The 20,324-nt window shown below is 46.7% G+C and carries 13 protein-coding genes; 8 read left to right on the forward strand and 5 right to left on the reverse strand.

Translation table 11 applies throughout. The features are described 5' to 3' along the window. Positions 1-19 precede the first annotated feature (19 nt). The 8 genes from ACO0KW_RS08255 (at position 20) to ACO0KW_RS08290 (ending at position 11,815) form a co-directional block, all read left to right on the forward strand. Positions 20-2,431 carry a putative bifunctional diguanylate cyclase/phosphodiesterase gene (locus tag ACO0KW_RS08255; RefSeq protein ID WP_423052509.1) on the forward strand — a complete coding sequence of 804 codons (2,412 nt, stop codon included), beginning with the start codon at positions 20-22 and terminating at the stop codon, positions 2,429-2,431. Continuing rightward, positions 2,418-3,302: a hypothetical protein gene (locus tag ACO0KW_RS08260; RefSeq protein WP_423052511.1), complete on the forward strand. Its 885-nt coding sequence runs from the start codon at positions 2,418-2,420 to the stop codon at positions 3,300-3,302. Before ACO0KW_RS08255 ends, ACO0KW_RS08260 begins: the two co-directional genes overlap by 14 nt. Before the next feature lie 37 nt (positions 3,303-3,339). Then, a complete protein-coding gene (locus ACO0KW_RS08265) occupies positions 3,340-3,996 on the forward strand; it encodes a methylamine utilization protein (protein WP_423052513.1) in 657 nt (218 codons plus the stop codon). Positions 3,997-4,059: 63 nt separating this feature from the next. Then, a complete protein-coding gene (locus ACO0KW_RS08270) occupies positions 4,060-5,499 on the forward strand; it encodes an amidohydrolase family protein (RefSeq protein WP_423052515.1) in 1,440 nt (479 codons plus the stop codon). Positions 5,500-5,662: 163 nt separating this feature from the next. After that, the gene (locus ACO0KW_RS08275; protein WP_423052517.1) at positions 5,663-6,361 is read left to right on the forward strand and encodes a FadR/GntR family transcriptional regulator; all 699 of its coding nucleotides are present in this window, start codon (positions 5,663-5,665) and stop codon (positions 6,359-6,361) included. Positions 6,362-7,043: 682 nt separating this feature from the next. Beyond that, positions 7,044-8,450: a glycoside hydrolase family 88/105 protein gene (locus ACO0KW_RS08280; protein WP_423052519.1), complete on the forward strand. Its 1,407-nt coding sequence runs from the start codon at positions 7,044-7,046 to the stop codon at positions 8,448-8,450. A gap of 22 nt (positions 8,451-8,472) precedes the next feature. Next, on the forward strand, positions 8,473-9,708 hold the full coding sequence (locus tag ACO0KW_RS08285) for a DUF4861 family protein (protein ID WP_423052521.1): 1,236 nt from the start codon (positions 8,473-8,475) through the stop codon (positions 9,706-9,708). 214 nt (positions 9,709-9,922) lie between these two features. Beyond that, on the forward strand, positions 9,923-11,815 hold the full coding sequence (locus tag ACO0KW_RS08290) for a glycoside hydrolase family 28 protein (protein ID WP_423052523.1): 1,893 nt from the start codon (positions 9,923-9,925) through the stop codon (positions 11,813-11,815). A 28-nt stretch (positions 11,816-11,843) separates the two neighbouring features. On the opposite strand, the gene ACO0KW_RS08295 is transcribed toward ACO0KW_RS08290, so the two are convergent. The 5 genes from ACO0KW_RS08295 to ACO0KW_RS08315 all read right to left on the reverse strand — a co-directional run bounded on the left by ACO0KW_RS08295 (position 11,844) and on the right by ACO0KW_RS08315 (position 20,074). Beyond that, positions 11,844-12,593 carry a sulfite exporter TauE/SafE family protein gene (locus tag ACO0KW_RS08295; RefSeq protein WP_423052525.1) on the reverse strand — a complete coding sequence of 250 codons (750 nt, stop codon included), beginning with the start codon at positions 12,591-12,593 and terminating at the stop codon, positions 11,844-11,846. A 37-nt stretch (positions 12,594-12,630) separates the two neighbouring features. Further along, positions 12,631-13,989, reverse strand: coding sequence for a pectate lyase family protein (locus ACO0KW_RS08300; RefSeq protein WP_423052527.1), 1,359 nt, complete (start codon positions 13,987-13,989; stop codon positions 12,631-12,633). Between the two features lie 116 nt (positions 13,990-14,105). Continuing rightward, a complete protein-coding gene (locus tag ACO0KW_RS08305; protein ID WP_423052529.1) occupies positions 14,106-17,051 on the reverse strand; it encodes a TonB-dependent receptor in 2,946 nt (981 codons plus the stop codon). An 884-nt stretch (positions 17,052-17,935) separates the two neighbouring features. Next, positions 17,936-18,145, reverse strand: a complete 210-nt coding sequence (locus ACO0KW_RS08310) for a hypothetical protein (RefSeq protein WP_423052531.1) — start codon at positions 18,143-18,145, stop codon at positions 17,936-17,938. Positions 18,146-18,367: 222 nt separating this feature from the next. Next, the gene (locus ACO0KW_RS08315) at positions 18,368-20,074 is read right to left on the reverse strand and encodes a long-chain-fatty-acid--CoA ligase (RefSeq protein WP_423052533.1); all 1,707 of its coding nucleotides are present in this window, start codon (positions 20,072-20,074) and stop codon (positions 18,368-18,370) included. Between the last annotated feature and the right edge of the window lie 250 nt (positions 20,075-20,324).

Genomic DNA, 20,324 nt, shown 5'->3' on the forward strand with positions numbered 1-20,324 from the left:
GCCGCTATTGGGAATTAACATGATGCGTATTCGCAAACTGCATACACGGATCATCTTTGCCTTTTCTGTATTGCTATCGATCGTGTTGATTGTCGAACTGGCAGTGGTGAATAGTGTAGTTTCTCAGAGCGCGAACGAGGCGGTTGAGCATAATTTGTTGGCGGGCGAACGGCTTTTTAACTCCATACAAAAAGACAATATCAAGCGCCTTTCGCAGTCGGCTGGCATTCTGACCTCCGATTTTGCGTTTATTAAAGCAACAGCAACGGGGGACCACAATACGATTGTGTCTGTGTTGCTCAATCATGGTGGGCGAATTAATGCTGACATCTCTATGTTGGTCGCCCCTGATAATCGCCTGATCGCCGATACCTTTCGCAGCAGCGCTTCCGATCAAAAGTTTCCCTTTCCCGAATTGATCAAACGTGCCGAGCAGCATGGGCAAACCACGTCTATCGTGATGCTAGATGGCAAGCTTTACCAATTAATCGTCGTTCCTGTCATGGCACCGTTACCAGTTGCCTGGCTCGCTTTAGGCTTTGTGATCGATGATAAATTCGCGAAGAATCTGAAAGAATTGACAGGGCTAGAGGTTTCTTTTTTAACACCTGTCTCTGGACAAGAACGTCTGAATGTACTCGCCACTACGCTGAGTGCAAATCGTGCTTCAGATTTATCGAGTGATCTAAAAAAAGTTTCAGAAACCTCCGGTGCCAGCACCAAGGTTTTAACACTCGCCAAGGAAGAATACTTAGCGCGTATCGATCATTTAAAAATCGATGATGGCACAGCAGCGATTACGGTTTTACAGCAGTCACTTGATGTTGCTCTCGCCCCGCTATTTAATTTGCGTTGGATTCTAACTGGACTCGGCCTTTTCGCGTTGATAGCGACTTTGATCGCGGGATACAAAATTGCACGAAATATCTCCAAGCCTTTGGTGGATTTAAGTTTGGTCGCACAAGATATCGAAGCGGGACACTATTCTCAAGCGATGGTCGTATCGCGAGACGATGAGGTCGGGCAACTTGCGACAGCATTTCAAAACATGTCCAAAGGGATTGCGAGTCGCGAGGAGAAAATCAGTGAACTCGCTTATCGAGACCGATTGACCGGGCTTGCCAACCGCACTTCGTTTAGCATTGCCGTCAATCAGGAGATCAGTAAACCCTCCGGGCAAACGAACAACTTTTCCATTCTACTCATCGATATTGATCGATTTAAAGAGGTCAATGATATTCTGGGTCATCACATCGGCGACCTGCTATTACAAGAAATCTCACACCGTTTGCAAACAACACTTGATCAAAACCACGTTCTTGTTGCTCGCCTTGGCGGAGATGAATTCGGCATCTTTATTCCAACCATAGACCAAGACGAAACGATCAAATTGTCGCAACTTATCTTAGCCGCACTTGACCAGGCAATTTCGCTCGAAGGACATCAACTCATCGCCAGCGGCAGCATCGGTGTAGTGCAATTTCCAACGGATGGCGCGGATTTTAATGCGCTATTGCGCCACGCTGAATTAGCGATGTACACCGCAAAACGCAGCAACAGCGGCTTTGCGTTGTATGATCCAAGTCTGGAAAGTACAACGCAACAAAACTTATCTTTGATGGCGGAGCTGAAGCACGCGATCGAGCATCATGAACTACAGCTTTACTATCAACCTAAAGTAGATCTGCGCAGTAATACTATTAGTGAAGTTGAGGCGCTAATTCGCTGGATACATCCGAAACGCGGTGTCATTCCCCCTGATCAATTTATTCCATTTGCGGAAAGTACCGGCTTTATTGCGACGATCACCGAATGGGTGATCGAACGTGCACTAGAACAGCGTGGTGCATGGCAAGCGGCGGGCTTCCCATTGTCTATATCGGTCAATATTTCTGCGCGTGATTTGTTGAATGCAAAACTACCTGCAAAATTTGCGCAGTTGATGCAAACGCATAATGCGTCACCGGATTGGCTTAGCCTTGAGATCACGGAGAGTGCCATCATGACCGATCCCGAAGGTGCAATGCATGTACTCAATCAATTGCATCAAAGTGGTCTACACATGTCGATTGATGATTTTGGTACTGGCTATTCGTCACTCGCTTACCTCAAAAAATTACCGGTGAATGAACTCAAAATCGATAAGTCCTTCATCACCGATATGGAGAACAATCCCGACGATGCCATCATCGTGCGCTCAACCATCGATTTAGGCCACAATATGGGCTTACGAGTCATTGCAGAAGGGGTAGAAAACCAAGCGACCTGGGATGCTTTGATGGCGATGGGTTGCGACTCCATTCAAGGTTATTTTGTCAGCAGACCATTAGCGGCCGAAAAATTAATGCAATGGTTACAGCACGCAAATTGGAAATTTAGCCCTGCAGCTCATCGTCATCTACCAACAGGCGCCAACCATGTCTCTTCATAAACACCTGTTCTTATCCATCGCGACATTGCTTGTCACCGCGAGTTCAGCGATAGCACAAGCCGACAATTTCGCGCAATTCGATACACGCTTACGTTACGACAGTAATCTCGGCAATGCGAAGCGGCCTTATATCGTTAGCGATAGCAGTCTAATGACAAGTTTTACCTTCGGCAAACAGCATTTTATCGATGATAGCAATCTCAATTTCTCCTACGCGGCCAAGCTCTCAAATGAAAGTTTCAATCAACTCACGGGATTAAGTCGATCCAGTGCCGGCCTGCAAATCAATGGAAAGCAAAAATTCGGCATCGGTCCATACTCACCGAGCGTGAGTATGGGTTTAGGCTTAGAACGTCAGGCGTTTCGAGACAAAGAGCGTAATGCGACATTGCATCAGATTGAACTCAAAGCCAGCAAACGTCTTTCTGACAGCTTTAATCTCTGGGCATCGGTCACTACAGAAAAAAATCACTCCGACCATCAGGAGCGCGTTGAGTACTACTTTCCTGGCAACACATTTGAAACTAGTAATCGTATCTACAAACTCAATCTTGATTTTGCTCAAAGTGGATCAAGTATCTGGAATCTGAGCTATGCAATGCGTCAGGGCGACGTCTTAGTCACCACCAAGGCGGATTTGCTTTACAACTACGCGATTGCCCGCGCGATTCGACCCGACAAAAGTTTTGGTGCAGATCGCGACATCTATCGTTTAAATGGCAGCACGCAGACCATATCCGTTGGATTCACTCGAAGCCTAGACGCTCACTGGTCCATGAATATCAATCTTCAAAAAAACTGGACCTCGATTCCGGGTGGCGTGAACTATCAACGTGATGGCCTCACCCTCAGCGCCAGCTATCAATTTTAAGGTTTAATTTTAAGGTTTAATTTTAAGGACCATTGCCATGCAAATATTAAATTTCAAAGGATGGACGGCAATTTTCTTATGCCTTTCAAGTTTGGCGCAGGCAGGCGAGATTCGCGTCAATGTCAAAGACCAACACGCGAAACCGGTGGAAGATGCGGTGCTGCTGCTAACACCTGTCGATCCAACAAAAATGCCGCGACTCAAACCGAAAGATGAGGTGGTGGATCAAATTGATAAAGAGTTTATGCCCTACGTCAAACCTGTGGTCGCAGGATCAAAAGTATTCTTTCCCAACAAAGACAATGTGCGTCATCACGTGTATTCGTTTTCGCCGGCAAAATCGTTTGAAATCCAACTGTATTCGGGTAAATCCGCCGCACCAGTAGTACTAGAAAAACCCGGCATCGTTGTTCTTGGTTGCAATATTCATGATTGGATGCTTGGGTATATTTATGTCGCTGACACACCCTATTTTGCCAAATCGAAAGCGGATGGCACGATCTTGATTGATGGCCTGCCGGAAGGCGACTATCAAATGCGCATTTGGCACCCGGGGATGGGAATGACAGCAGGTGAAACTGGGAAACAAGTGAGCATCCACGACGGCAATGTGTCGCAACTTAATTGGCAGATCAATGTCAAACCTGTCACAAGAATTTCTCGCAAAAGCTCAAGCCAAGGTCCGGGATACTAGGACGTGCGAACCGATTGGGTATAAGCTAAGTTTTCAAAACTACTCTCAGACATTCCGCCACTTATGTTCAAACGCAAATCACTATCGACATTTCTCATCGCCATCGCATTCAGCATGGAGGTATTTGCGCACGACAAAATCTCTGCCGATTTGTCGTTGACTGGCGCACGCATCATTGACGTGACCAACGGTCGCACCCTGCAAGGGAAAACAGTTTTGGTTCGTGGCGATAGTATCTTGGCGGTGGTTGATCAAAAAGGCCTAAATCGCTATGCACCAAAACGCACAGTGAATTTGCGCGGCAAATATTTGATGCCAGGTTTGTGGGATACGCATGTGCATTTTGGTGGTGGCGCAGAATTAATTGAAGAAAATAAACGTCTATTGCCGCTCTATCTGGCGCATGGAATTACCGCGGTGCGCGATTGCGCCGGAGATTTGTCCGAGACAGTATTGACATGGCGTGGGCAAATCGCGAGTGGGCAAATGCAAGGCCCAACCATTTTCACTTCAGGCGCTAAGTTAGAAGGTTACAAGCCTCTCTGGAAGGGAACGATAGAAGTTGGCACACCTGAAGAGGTCAGTGCAGCACTCGACAAGCTGCAAGGACAGCAGGTCGATTTTGTGAAGATCACAGAAAACACCATGACCCCTGCGATCTATCTCGAGAGCCTAAAGCAAGTCAAAGCCCGTGGCATGGCCAGTTCCGCGCATATTCCTGTGCAACTCACTTTAGATCAGGTTTTCGCGGCAGGATTAAGTAGCATAGAACATCAGTCATATTTGTTGCGCACCGCCACACCGGAAGAGGCGACGTTGACCGAAGCTGTCGCTCAAGGAAAAATCACCAGCAAGGAGGCGATGAAACGTAGTCTTGCGAGTTATGACGAAGCAACTGCACGAGCTGCTTTTAGGCGCATGGCTGCGGCGGGCACCGCGATTGTGCCTACCCTGTATGGTTCTTACGTGACGGCTTATCTCGATCAAAACGATCACAGTCACGATGCTTATCTGCAATACATAGGCAAAGGTTTACGCGCGACTTATGACTGGCGCGTACAACGCGCGGCGCAAGATGACGCCGAGGCGATTAAGACGCGCCACGCACTATTCGAAAAATCGGCTTCTTTATTGCCGCTTCTGGCGCAAGAGGGCGTCAGCATTATCGCTGGCACGGATGCGGGATTTCTCAACTCATTTGACTATCCCGGGATCGCTTTACACGATGAAATTGCCTTGTATGTGAAGTATGGTTTAACGCCGGCACAGGCCTTGCAAAGTGCAATACAGGCTGGCCCGCGTCTTCTGGGAAAAACAGATCGCTATGGCAGCGTCAGCGAAAATAAAGTAGCGGATTTATTAGTCTTAAATACTAATCCCTTAAGAAATATTCAAGCCACACGGGATATTTATCTAGTTATGAGTCGGGGTAAAATCTTTGACAAAGCAAGCTTAGAGAAAATGTTGAGAGACACCAAAAACTGGGTCGCCAATCCGCAATAATCGGCATGAGGGCTGGATCACGGGAAAAAACTGGGCTATCGTCAGATTTAATCGCGAATTGAGGTTCATAGACGACGACAGCGCTTGCGACATTGGACAGACCAATTTAGAATAAACCTTGTCATTTATATCCCCACCTACTTCTCTTATCCACTTAGATTCAATGAAAAAAGTTGCTGCTGCAGTCGACACACTCACCCCTGAACCACGCTTGTATCGCGTAGTCTCCGCCCGCATTCAACAACTGATCAAAGAGGAAAACATCGCTGCAGGTGAACGCCTACCCTCTGAACGCGATTTGGCCAGTAAACTCAATGTCAGCCGCGCTTCTTTGCGTGAAGCATTGATCGCCTTAGAGCTCGGAGGCATCGTCGAGGTAAGAGGCGGCTCTGGTGTCTACGTCAGCGAACAGGCAAAAGCGGAAGCCGATGTAATCGAAGTTGGCCCCGGTCCTTTTGAAGTGTTGTCAGCACGTCGCTTAATCGAATCCGAAGTTGCTGCGATTGCCGCTAAAAATGCGACAGACTCGGCGATTGATGCAATTTTAAAAGCCGTATTGGAAATGGAACGCCATCACGATAATCGCAATGAGAACGAGATGGCAGATAGAAATTTTCATCTGGCGATTGCACGTGCAACGGGCAACAGCGCGCTGGTTGGTGTGATTGAATACTTATGGAATCAACGCGGCAGCTTGTGGCACAAGTTAAAAGAACATTTTCAGACGGAAGAATTACGCAAACAAACCTTGCTCGATCACCGTGCCATCTTAGAAGCGATTGCCGCACATGACGCGAATGGTGCTAAGCAGGCGATGCGGGCACATTTGGATCGCGTTAGCCGGACTTTCTCTCGCGGTTAATTTCAGTTGGCGCTAAGTAAATCAAATTGGATCTATTAAGATACTTCGCTTTTCTCCTTCAATGAAAAGGCTGTGATGGGATGTAATCCCATTCAGTTAAGTCTAATTTCACGTATCGTCATTCCCGCGAAGGCGGGAATCCAGCGACGTAAAAGCCTAAAGACACTGGATCCCTGCCTTCGCAGGGATGACGCCTCGATATTTTGAGCTTAACTGAACAGCATTAGGGATGGGGATGGGTTTTGGTCGGGAAAATAAAGATAACTCTTACTCCAATCGAACCCATCCCCACCTTAACCCGCCCCTTGAAGGGGCGGGAACATAATATCCATTGGGCCCACGGCTCATTTTGAACTTTATCCCTCCCGACAATTATCCCTACTGTCCTACACTTCTTCGTAGCGAACATTCATCACCGCTGTTCAATCAATCTCACACAATGTCCATCTCGTGAAACCATTTGTACCGCGTTCACACAGTCCGCCTCTCACACCCACAGTAAATTGACTATGATGACAACTAAGCCCCTTATGCTTATAAATCAGATACTTATTTGAAAATATTCTTCAGCAAAAACACAAAATTCGGCTAGTCCACATTGCATATTTGGTCTTACCACATTAAAATGGTCTGACCAAATTTAGGTATTTCATCGATTTTATAAAAACGACTCGAGACGACTATGAAACTTCAGGTAAAAATTCTGTGCGCTGCACTTTGTACGCTGTTTATTCAAAATGCCGCAATGGCAGATGGGAAATTCCGTAATCCAGATAATTCCAATCTAGCTGATTCTGGTGAAGGCACTTACCCTGTCCCTTACAAGAAGCCCGTCGCTAAGGAAGTGACCGATGCCTTGCATAGAATTCGCACCTATTTGGAATCCACTACACCGACCCGCGTAATCAATAAATCGACTGGCGCAGTAATCACTGACTTTAAAATGCCAATCAAGGAAGCGATCTTTGAACCGAGTAAAGGTGACTACGGCATCATGGTCTATGAGATGGGCGTGGTCCATTCGGGTCTATTGAAGGTGCGTGCTGCCACCAATGACAAGCGTTTTACGGACATGACCGAGCGTCACCTTGGGTTCTTCGCGCAAACGATGCCTTATTTCAAAGCGCAGGAAGATCAATTTCACCTCGAACGTGGCAATAGTTTTTCGCGTTTTTTAGATCCACGTTCGCTCGACGATGTGGGTTCGATGTGCGCCGCATTGATACGCGTTCGCCTCGCAAAAGTCGGCCCCGATCTGAATAGCATGATACAAACATGCAGCAATTGGGTCAGTAAACAGCAATTCCGTTTGAGCGATGGCACGTTGGCACGCAAACGTCCACAAGCAGTTTCTCTGTGGGCGGATGATATGTATATGGGCGTTCCCGCATTGGCAGAGATCGGACGATTGACGGGCGACAAATCCTATTTTGATGATGCGGTACGCAATGTCTTGCAGATGTCTGCTTACATGTTCAACCAACAAAACAACTTGTATACACACGGCTGGAACGCAAACAATCCCGATGCACCACGCTTCTATTGGGCACGTGCTAACGGCTGGGCCGTGCTGGCGATGTCGGATTTACTCGACGTTTTACCGAAAGATCATCCTGGTTACCCAAAAGTCTTAAACCAACTACGTTTGAGTTTGAAAGGCATCGCTGAACAACAATCGGGACAAGGGCTGTGGCATCAAATGTTAGACCGCCATGACTCCTATTTAGAAACCTCCGCAAGTGCGATGTTTGTCTATGCGATTGCGCACGCGGTGAATCAAGGCTGGATCAGTCCAACGACTTGGGGCTCAATCGCACAAGCAGGTTGGGCGGGTTTATCCACTCGAATCACCGAGAAAGGCGAGATCGAAGGCATCTGCGTAGGCACGACCTTTGCCAGCGATCAAACTTACTACTATCACCGCCCGACTAGTGTTGAAGCATTGCACGGCTATGGGCCCATGCTAATGGCGGGTGCAGAGATTTTGCAGATGCTGAAAAATCCAGCTTTCAATGTCGAGCATAAAGTCAGAACGTATCACTACGTACCGACTGGTGCGGATAAAACTGACTATCGCGAACATCACTAAATTTCACTTTAGGATCACCATTATGCGTCTCCAATGTAAAGCCATTGCACTCAGCTTAGGTCTACTTCCTCTTAGCTTGTTTGCCCTGCACAGCCAAGCACAAGAACGATTGACGGTCACAGTCACGCATCAATTAAACGATGCGCGCCCATCCGAGACCATCACGATTCCCTGGTCACAGGTCAATCAATACTTACCCAATGCTTTGATACAAAGAATCGCGGTCAAGGATAAAAACGGCAAAGTATTGCCCTATCAAGTTACCAATGTCGCACCCCAGGCCAAAGACCCCCAAGGCGTAGGTATCGCTTATGGTGAATTGATCTTTCAACACAACTTCGCCGCAGGTGAGAAAGCAGCGGATTTCACGATAGAGAAAATTGATACGGTAGCGCCCGTATTTGAAACCAAGGCCTTCGGCCGTCATGTGCCTGAGCGGCTCGATGATTTCGCGTGGGAGAATGACAAAATAGCTCATCGCACTTATGGCCTGGCCTTAGCCGCACCAGCGCCAGTGGGCGTCACCAAAGAAGTCTTAGTCACTAGTGGAATTGATATCTGGTTTAAGCGTGTGCCCTACCCTATTGTGGATCGTTGGTACAACAAAGGTCACGACCACTACCACAAAGATGAAGGCGAAGGCTTAGACATGTACAACGTCGGCAAATCGCGCGGCTGCGGTGGTACTGGCATCTGGGATGGCAAACAACTCTATACCAGCATCAATTATGAAAAATGGAAAATCCTGGCCAATGGCCCAGTACGTACCGTGTTTGAACTCAGCTATCAAAGCTGGGATGCAGCGGGTGTAGCGATCACCGAAACCAAACGTTTTACGGTAGATGCTGGTCATTATCTCGACAAAATAGAAAGTACTTTTCAGTACACAGGTAGTACTGCATTGACCGCGGCTGTGGGCTTAAATAAAACGCCGTCAGATAAAGGACAAGAACCAAAGATCATTATTGAAAAAAATCTTAAATCGACCTCACTCTCGCAATGGATACAGCAGACAACTAAAGGCGCATTCGGCACAGCGATTATTTTGCCGACTGCCACTGAGTATGCTGAAGACAACTTGAATCATTTAATTTTGGCTCCTGTGAACAACGGCAAAACCATGACCTATTACGCTGGTGCGATTTGGGAGCGTTGGGGTGATATTAAGACTAAGGAAGAATGGGATGCGTATCTGAATAAGATGGCCGCGCGTTATCAAGATCCGATAAGAGTTAGTTTGAGTAGTGGCAAGAAATAAGTTCGGAACTATCCCCTCTCCCGCAAGCGGGAGAGGGTTAGGGTGAGGGTGATTCAGAAATGCAAAATCTCGAATTAACCATAGACCAAAACCTTAAGCATTCTAATTCTGGGGATTCTTTCAAAGCTAAGGTGAACGCCCCTCATCCCCGTCCCTTCTCCCGCTTACGGGAGAAGGGAGTTTGAAACATCACAGACTACCAATTCAAAAAAATATGACGACTTCTATCAATGTAAAACGCCGCGCATTACTGCGCTTCTCCAGCGCCGCCAGCCTGTTCGGCATCCCAGCACTCAGCTTATCGCAACTGGCAAGTTCAACAGAAAACGATCCATGGCAGCGTGCTGCAAGTATCGTTAAACAATTTTCCAAACCCATCAAATTCGCCAAACGTGATTTTCCGATTACGAAATTTGGCGCAATGACTTGTGATGTCTTCACCGTCAACGCGCAAATCGCATCCGATACCGAAGGCGCTATTGAAGGCGAAGTGTTGACACCTAAACCTCACTCGCACGATTGTTACGAAGCGATTAAACATGCGATACAGGCATGCAACAAATCAGGCGGTGGTCGCGTTCTGATCCCAGCAGGGAATTGGTATTGCGCGGGTCCCATCCGTTTGCGCTCGAATGTGCATCTACATCTGGCAGCGAATGCCCGCGTATTCTTTAGTGCTAATCCAGCCGACTATGCAAAATATGGCGATATCGATTGCGGCAAAAATGGCAAGCTGGTCATTTCACGTTGGCAAGGTAATGACTGCTTAAACTATTCACCCATGGTGTATGCCTATGGTGAGAATAATATTGCTATCACCGGCGAAGACTGGAGCAGTATTTTAGATGGCCAAGGTGGTACTTTGTTTGAAGATGGTTCGGGCAATTGGTGGGATTGGAAAGGTAGAAAAAACCCCAAGAAACCTATTCTCAATTCCGAAGTGAACGTGAATCAGAATAACCCGGAAAATCTCGATCTACTAGCACCATCGCTGACCGAAGAAGCAAAAAAACTAGTGCAAGGCGTTGGTGATAAATGGCGCACAGATTCGCGCTTTTTACCGGTATTGTCAGAACTCGGCATCCCAACTTCAGCGCGTATTTTTGGCGTTGGCCATTATCTGCGCCCGTGCATGATAGAGCTAATCGGCTGTACCAATGTCGAATTAAAAGGCTATAAAATCCAAGCAGCACCATTCTGGTTGCATCACCCAGTCAAATGCCGCAATGTGCACATCAGTAAAGTGAACATGGATAGTATGGGTCCGAACAGCGATGGCTTCGATCCTGAAGCTTGTGACACGGTGCTAGTCGATCATTGCACCTTCAACACGGGTGATGATTGCATTGCGATCAAATCTGGTAAAAACCGCGATACCCAGTTTGGCCCGACACGCAATATCGTCATACAACATTGCGTGATGAATAGCGGACATGGTGCGGTCACCTTAGGTAGCGAAATGGCGGCGGGTATCGAACATATCTATGCGCAAGATTTAGATTTCCGCAACATGCATTGGGATAAGGATGCTTTAAACACAGCGATACGCATGAAAACCAATATGAATCGCGGTGGATTTTTGCGACATTTTTATGTACGCAATATCACGATACCGAATGGCGTGAAGACGACGGCAGGCTTCTATAAGCCTTTGCCAGATTCGCAAATTCCAGCGCAGACGGTTTCCTCTAGCGCAGGTGCAGTCATCACTATCGATTGCGATTACGCACCCGCTGACGATAGCGTCCGCATACGTCCTCCTGTGATTTCCGACATCCACATTTCAAACGTCAAAGTCGGCACGGTGAATAACGATGGTGGTAATTACTCTGCTTACCAAGCCTTCGTCTTATTAGGACCTGTCGCATCGAGTTATAACGGCAAGACAAAACAAGCGATTTTACCGATACAGAATGTCAGTATTCGTAACTGTGATTTCGGTACAGTGCGCAATCAATATGCACCTTGGTTCTTGCATCATGTGCAGAATCTACAGTTGGAAAACATCAAGATTAACGGTAAAACTTACACCGAGAATTTATCGACTTCGTTTTCTCTCGATATCATTGGATCGTGCACCTCGCACGGTCCGATGATGAAGATATAGAAATGGCTAAAGTCTAATCTTCAACAAATCACAGCGCATCGTAAATCAGTTTGATGCCCGAAATTCCTAGCAAACCTGTTGCCAAGGAATAGAAATAGCGCTCAGGAATCACTCGAAGCACATGCAAACCCATCCATACACCGAGCGGTGCAAAAATCGCCAGGCAAGCGGCGATTTGCAAACTATCCAAAGTGAAAAAACCGAGTGCTATATAAGGTAATAATTTACCTGCATTCACCACGGTAAAGAACACTGCTGTGGTTGCGACGAATTGTTCCTTCGCCAAATTTTTCGCCATCAAATAAACCAAAATGGGCGGCCCTCCTGCATGTGCCACTGTGCTGGTCACACCCGAAACCGTGGCACAAACGCGTGCAAAAAATTTGCCCGGTTGTTGTTGCCAACGCAGACGCTGGCGCAGTTGAAACATCCTGTCCAACATAAACGCCACAGCAATGCCCCCTATCATGCCTTTGATAAGTTTGTCAGAAAACACGCCCATCGCGAACGAACCAAGAACGATCCCGACTAATCCACCAGGCAAGATAATTTTTAACTCCGCGAGTGACCACTTTTTCCAATACGCTTTCACGCCGAACACGTCCATCACACACAGTATCGGCAATAAGACTGCGACGACCAATCGCGGTGGTAAAAACATCGCCATCAAAGGTACGCCCACGCCTCCCAATGCTCCACCAAATGCAGATTTCGAAATACCCGTAATCAAAATAGCGACCGCACAGATTATCCAAGCTAGCAAGCTCATTTCATGCATAACAACCATCCACGCCCGAGTTGACACTTGCGCTCATTCATTGCGATGCTGCTTTCGGTATGCCATTTATCATATCCCAATCTTGTTCATTAAACGCAGCCAGCACCATCTTGGCTTTTGGATAGTTACTGACTTCGCGTTCATCATTGATAATCGTGCCGCGTCCTTCGGCGATGAAGTACAGAATACGAATGTCGTCCGCATCCCTATCCCAGGGACGTGCGCCTGCATACCGCAGCAATTCTGTTTCTACATCTTTGGCTGGTATTGCTTGCAAACCTTCAGGCCAATCAATCGGTGTCTCTTTGATTAACAGCTGTGCTCGAGTTTGCCCGTAGCGTCCTAACATGGGCAAAGGTGCACCGAATTGATCAACGGCGATATTATCTTTCTCAAAATAAGCAAGGTCACCATCACCACCGAGACTCATCAAAGGCAATCCTTTTTTAGTCGATAAGCCGCCGCGCATCACATTGCCAACCACATTCAACTTACCCAGTTGATATGCATGCTCGCCCCACTCCAATGCCATCAGATTGTAGTGAATCGCTTTTGCGCGTGGGTTGTAGATGAGGTTATTCACCACACTCGCTTGCACACCACCTTTGAGTAGAGGATTGCGTTCTACATTGTGCGCCCAGATATTGCGGTAAAAAACGATCTGCGTGACGTTGTCGTGCACCAGACTGCCTTTTGAATGTTCACCCTTGCTATGACTGGCTTCGGCTAATCCTTCCGCGGCTAGATTATTCGAGAACAAGACATGGTGGCTGGTGCCATTACGCCAATCGTCGGGCGTATCACCTTTAAAGCGCGGCCCTGATGCCGACATGTTTTCATCGATCGCCCAACTGATGCTGCAATGATCAATTAAGACATGGTGCGCAGCCGAGACATTAATCCCATCGACTTCCCAACCGCTCGCTTTAGTTTGACCATCCACACCAGTGCGCACACGCAAATGTTGAACAATGGTTTGTGATGCCCGGATATTAATCCCGCCACGGATAAGTGTAATGCCTGGCGTTGGTGCTGTTTGCCCAAGGATGGTGACGTTGGGTTCCGTTATTTGCAAGACACTACGCTCCAGATCAATCACGCCACCAACTTCGAAAACAATAAGACGAGGTCCTTTCGTCTCTATTGCGGCGCGCAAAGAGCCCGGCCCCTCTTTCTGCAAATTTGTGACGCGTAATATTTGTCCACCGCCCCCACCTTGTATCGATGATACCCAAGCCATCTCACTTGGATAAGCGTACGTTTTTTGCGCGGTATTTTTAGCATTGTGCAGATCGCTAGCACAAACATGAACAGATACCATCGCAAAACTGAGGCAGGTCAATAGTAGGCGCCAACTATACCAACGATTCTTCAGTTTATTTCTCAGTCTACTCATCACTATTTCCTCTTCATTTTGTTCATGTAAAAAAATAACGCGGCTTAACAATTTACTCGTTAAGCCGCGCCACTCTTACTTCACGCTGTTACGTATGTTTAACAAAACGCAAACGCTTAGAACTTATAACGTACGCCTAACAAGAACTCACGACCGGTTACGTTATTCACCACAACACTGTCACGTGCGCGACTGATGAATTGATCATTCGCTTGATTCGTCAAGTTTGATCCTTCAAAACTAAATTCCCATTTGTCATTCAGTTTGTAAGTCATCGACATGTCAACGTTGACCGTGCCATTTTTGCCTTCGACATCGTTATTATTCTGACCGGGAACACGGGTTAAGAAAGACGAACGCTTGGATGCAGACACGCGAGCACTGAAAGCACCATCATCGTAATAGAGCGTCGCGTTCCAAGATTTCGGCGAGAGATTGAGCAAGTCATCAGTAATCGTCACGGCGCTGGTTGGTGATACCACATATTCAATCTTTGACTTCACATAGGTGTAGTTGAGCAGCGTACCGAAATTCTTCCCCCAACTTGGCAAGAACGTGAATGGCTGTTGATAATTCAATTCAAATCCACTCAATTTGCCGCCCTTGGTATTAATTGGCGCTGTGACCTGAAATACTTCTTCCCCTGTGAAGTTCGTTGGTAACAAAGACATAGGCAAACCCGTGTCTTTAAACGCGACATTAGTGCGTATACTTTGGATGTAAGTATTGATATTTTTCTGGAATAAACCTAGACCGATGAAGGCATTTTTCCCAAAGTACCACTCGAAGTTCGAATCAAAAGTATTCGCACGGAATGGTTCCAATAAAGGATTGCCACTAGTCACTGACAAAGTACCAGTCGTCGAAATCGTACCGCCAGGGTTGAGGTTACCGAGCTGCGGCCGTGCCATCACTTTCGCGGCGGCGAAGCGAGCAATAAAATCTCTTGTCAGATTCAGCGCGACATTCACAGAAGGCAAAGTATCGGTATACGAATTACGTACTGTCACTTCGGTGCCGCCACCGTTAGCTTGATAGCCAGTAGCAAGTTGTTCAGTTTGCACATAGCGCACACCAAAGTTACCACGTACTGGGAAGCCCGCAATATTGTTTGTGAAATCGCCCATGACAAACGCGCTCTTATCATTCTCAGTCACGGCGCGGTTATTACCACGCGCATTGCCATTCGTAATCGAGGATAAAGTGAAATCGCCTGGACCACCTGCTGGACCACTTTTCAAACAATTGCAGTAAATATCGTAAGCTTTCGCAATCGCGTTCAGATCAGGAATCAACCAAGAGGTGGGTGTGCCGGAAGGCAAATTTTGCCCGCGTCCAAAGCCGGTGAGTTGTGTCGTTAAACTGGCAATTGTCGTTCCGGCCGCAGGTGCAAAAATGGTGTCATTTTGATTGACGCGGCGTGACTCATACGAATCGAAAGCATACTTTTTCACATCAACACCAGCACGCAAGGTCAACTTATCTTCAATCGCATCCCAAGCGAAATCGAGATGCGCGACATCATTGCGATTATTCGCCCCTTGCGGTCGGATGCGGATTTCGCTGGTAGTTGTATTGGCGACGGTTGCTGCTTGTGTTCCGCTCGTTACCTGCGGCACCGACGCCAAAGTCATCGGACCAGAACTCGACGCCGGATCAAATGGATAAGTGATGACTGGTAGTCGATCATTATTACGAAAATCCAACGCGTAACCATTTACATTGATTGCATCCAAAGTGGTCGTAGTCTGCACAGGATTGGCAAACTTAGAGGTAGCGCGGCCTAGCTTGGCACTCATACGCAAGCTCTCACTAAATTGATGATCGAGACTCAAGGTCGGCTGCGTAAAGGTGGTCGATAACTGATCGAAGCGCGATTCAGCACGGATATCAACACCGTTATACATCCCATACAGCAATGCACCGTTCGGTGCGTATTCTGTTTTCACGACGCTCGTTTGCGGCTTGCCTCCCTGGCTGGCACTACGGCTAAACGAGATCGCTTCCAAAAAGTCCTCCTGACGTGTCGCGTCCAATTTGGAGTACAACAAATCTAAAGAAAAAACCGTGCCACGTTGCGGCTTGTATTGCAACGATGCTGTTAATCCAAGGCGATCTTGATCATGCGTTAAGCGGCCATAACGTGGCAGGCGGGGGACAAAATTATTCGCAGAACTGGCGATGTTATAGGCCGCGATATTTTCGGGCGTATTCGCCAAACGCGCCACGCCTTGCGCGGCTGGACCACAGGTGGTCGCGGTCGAAGTTGTAGGATTCGCAGGCGTGATACCAATCGGTGCACACCAGCCGCCTGATGATGGCCCATTATCCCAACGTACGGTACTAAAGCCCTCTTCATACACGCGACGCTTAGAAAAAGCGCCTGAGAGTAAAGCGCCAAAAGTATTATCCGCATTCGTATTGGAAATTAAGAAGCCGACTCGAGGATCAGTTTTTTGCGACAAATCGTTGTATCGGCCTTTCGCCATCACGGTCGCATTAAAACCGCGCAGGTCAAACGGACGCATGGTTTGTAAATCGACAGTCGCACCGAGAGAACCTTCATCCACATCAGCTGAAGCGCTCTTGCGCACGGTCAGGGAATTAAACAATTCAGAAGGGAACACATTGAAGTCGAAGCCGCGTGAACGATTAGCGCCACCTGAGCTATCTGTACCACCTGTGGTAGCCAAACCCTCGATACCATTAATGCGAACGCGAGTGAAATCTTGCCCCAAACCGCGCACCGTAATACTGCGCCCTTCACCTGCATCGCGGTCAATCACGACACCCGGAATACGCTGTAAAGATTCAGCCAGATTGGTATCCGGGAACTTCCCCATGTCTTCCGATTTAATGACGTCGACGATGCCATTGTCATCACGTTTCTTATTCAAAGCACTTTCAAGAGAGGCTCGCAGCCCGGTAATCACGACCAAAGTCGGCTGTTCGTCGGACTTGGGCTTTGCTTCCTGCGCATAGGCGCTACTGATAGCCAATGCCAATACAGAAGTACTTAGTGCCAAACGCTGAATATCTCTTCTCAAATTACGGTTGCGCATGATGGTCATCCTTTAGTCTCGAATAATTATTGTGATGTAGCCTAGCAAATGCCGCTGACGATAGGCGCTTGGGTGAAGTTCTTTCTCAAGCAAATAAATGGTCAAACTTTGGGCAAGTTTTTGTTGCTGACTAACTTGGATTCGATTCTAAAAGTATTTTTGTCGATACGGCGAGAACTATTATTGTAGAAAAAAAGACATTTTCAACAAAAATTGTTTTTTATGTCATATTTTGGGCGATATTTTGCGCTAGTGTTTTTCCATTTATATTCGTTCAATGGCATTTAAAGTTCATCAAAAAGTCGACTACCTCACTCAAAAACTCTCTAGTACAATAAACATATTTTCACTAAAATTACTTAGGAGAAAGGAATAACCATAGAGAAGTTGAGAAATTTATTTTTCGGTTAACCGCAAAAAAACAACAATTGGTCTTACCAAAACATTTATTTGGTTCACCAAAATTTCTATTTTGGTCAATCCACCTTTTTGAAACTGTCGTACCAAAATACCTATTCGATGCAATTTCTCACCGGTCAAATATGCAAAATACAGGCGACTTCGGCAGATCGCTTACTACCAAAATTGTGATGCCGTGAAGAAATAAATTTGAGAACAATTGATCAGGAAGTGTGAATGGCACGGAGTCACCAGCACATGTCGCTCAGACAGGTGGCATGGGCCGGTATATGGCGGCATTTTCATCTAACGGCTGGCAGATCGACGCAAGTAGATTCGCACGGCAAATAGGCATGTTCAACTTGCTTGACAAGAGTTTTCCCTTCACGAGAATATCATTGGCTAACGTGATCAGTCACAGACATTTGGCCATCGAAAATTTCTCAATCAACGCCACTAATGGTCGATCCGAAAATACCTCATATCTAGTCTTTCATACGAATGCCACCATAAATCAAGGCACGTATATGCTGATCGACAGAATTCCACGCCAAACCAGTAAATCCCAGACGAAAGAAAACGACCAACAAATCGGTACAAGCGCGCAAATACCTTGCGCGACGAGGTATCGTCGGTGTCGCTTCAACAATGGCCAGCAGATCTTTTACAGAATAAATTTCAATAGGATCAACCATTGTGAGTGCCGAAGTTAATTTACTAACGAAGTACTCTAGTTGGAAAATTACATTATGCAAACCCACATCCACGTATCGTGGAAAAACACTGACGCTGCAATAGAGATTTGAAGGCAATGCAACGCCAACCCAACGGAGAGGGTCAAAATAGCGGAGCAAAAAAAAGCCCGATGTGAGTCGGGCGTTTTTCAACTTAAGTGCAATAATTCATACAGATCAATTTCAGGCTGCGTTTTTTTCATCCCGCAAAGCTCGACGTAAAATCTTGCCTACATTCGTCTTTGGTAATTCGGTGCGGAACTCGATGTACTTGGGTTTTTTATACGCCGTAAACTCTTCTTTGCAGAACGCCATCAGTGCCTCTTTCGTTAATGATGGATCTTTACGCACGACGAACAATTTAACCGCTTCACCAGAATTTTCGTCGGGCACGCCGACGCACGCACATTCCAACACACCAGGATGTCCAGCAATCACGCCTTCGATCTCTGTCGGATAAACATTAAAGCCTGACACTAGAATCATGTCTTTCTTGCGATCCACAATCTTGGTAAATCCACGCTCATCCATCACACCAATATCACCAGACTTGAAGAAACCGTCCGCTGTAAACGAATTCGCTGTTTCATCTGGACGATTCCAATAACCCAGCATTACTTGCGGACCGCGGATCGCGATTTCACCGCTTTCACCCAAAGGAACTGGCTTTCCATCATCATCCAAAATGGCGATTTCTGTTGAAGGAATTGGCAAACCTATGCTGCCAGTGAATTCTTTGGAATCTGCATAATTTGCCGTTGCCACTGGAGAAGTTTCGGACAAACCATAACCTTCCGCAATTGCACAACCGGTGACTTCTTTCCATTTTTCAGCAACTGCTTTTTGCACCGCCATACCGCCGCCAGTGCAGCACAAATAGCCAGAAAAATCCGTATTGGCAAATTCTGGATTATGTAGCAGCGCGTTATACAAAGTATTCACTGCCGGGAAAATATTCACTTTATATTTTTTAAGTTCTTTGACAAAGCCAGGAATGTCGCGTGGATTTGGAATCAAAACGTTTAACGCACCGATGCGCGTGCCGACCATGTTGCAGACAGTCAGTGCGAAGATATGGTAGAGCGGCAAAGCGCACACAAACACAAGCTGCGGCGTCTCTTTATGCGCATCCATACTAGGTTTTAACCACGCGTGATTTTGCAAGACGTTCGCTACGACATTTTTATGGCTGAGTACGGCACCTTTAGAAACACCAGTAGTACCACCTGTGTATTGCAAGAAAGCGACATCATCAAGCTTCATGTCGACAGGTTGAAATTTCATACCCGCGCCTTGCGCCACAATATCATTGAAGCGAAAAGAACCTTGCAAAGAAAACGCGGGTACTAGTTTCTTCACATGACGCACGACAAAATTAACAATTGTTCCTTTTAATCCACCAAGCAAATCACCCATCGAACAAACCACAACGTGTTTGATATCTGTGTGGGCAATTGCCTGCTCTAAAGTAATCGCAAAATTTTCTAAAACAAAAATCGCTTCCGCACCAGAATCTTTTAACTGATGCTCAAGTTCACGATGTGTATATAAAGGGTTGACGTTCACGACAATATAACCAGCACGTAAAATCGCTGCCAGTGCAACCGGATATTGCAAGACGTTTGGCATCATAACCGCTACGCGCGCGCCAGATTTTAGGCCCCGACTTTGCAACCACGCAGCAATCTTCTTGGACATGACATCGACTTCACGATAAGTCAAAAATTTATCCATGCACACATAAGCATTGCGGTCTGCAAATGACTTAAACGCCTCTTCCATTAAATGCACTAAAGACTTGTACTGACTAACATCAATCTCTGCTGGCACATTTGCCGGATAGGATTTCAGCCAAAATTTATTGCTTGCCGCACTGGTATCTGTCGTCATTGTTGTCTCCGTTGTTTTAATTAGGTAGTCACACCGTGCTAAGTAACTCAGTGAACTCCGGTAACGTATCGGTCTCATGTACGAACCTGCTCCATACCGGAGATACGCTACTGATTAGCATTAATTGGATATTTTTAGTCCCATCAAATAGCTAAGCATCATTGCTGATTTCTAAAAAGATCTTGCACCAACACGATACACCAAGCATCGTGCTATGACCATTGTTGGTGCAAATTAGCCGCGCAAAAAC

Origin of the sequence: Undibacterium sp. Ji22W (assembly GCF_049340305.1) — a bacterium.
In the GTDB taxonomy this organism is placed as follows: Bacteria; Pseudomonadota; Gammaproteobacteria; order Burkholderiales; family Burkholderiaceae_D; genus Undibacterium.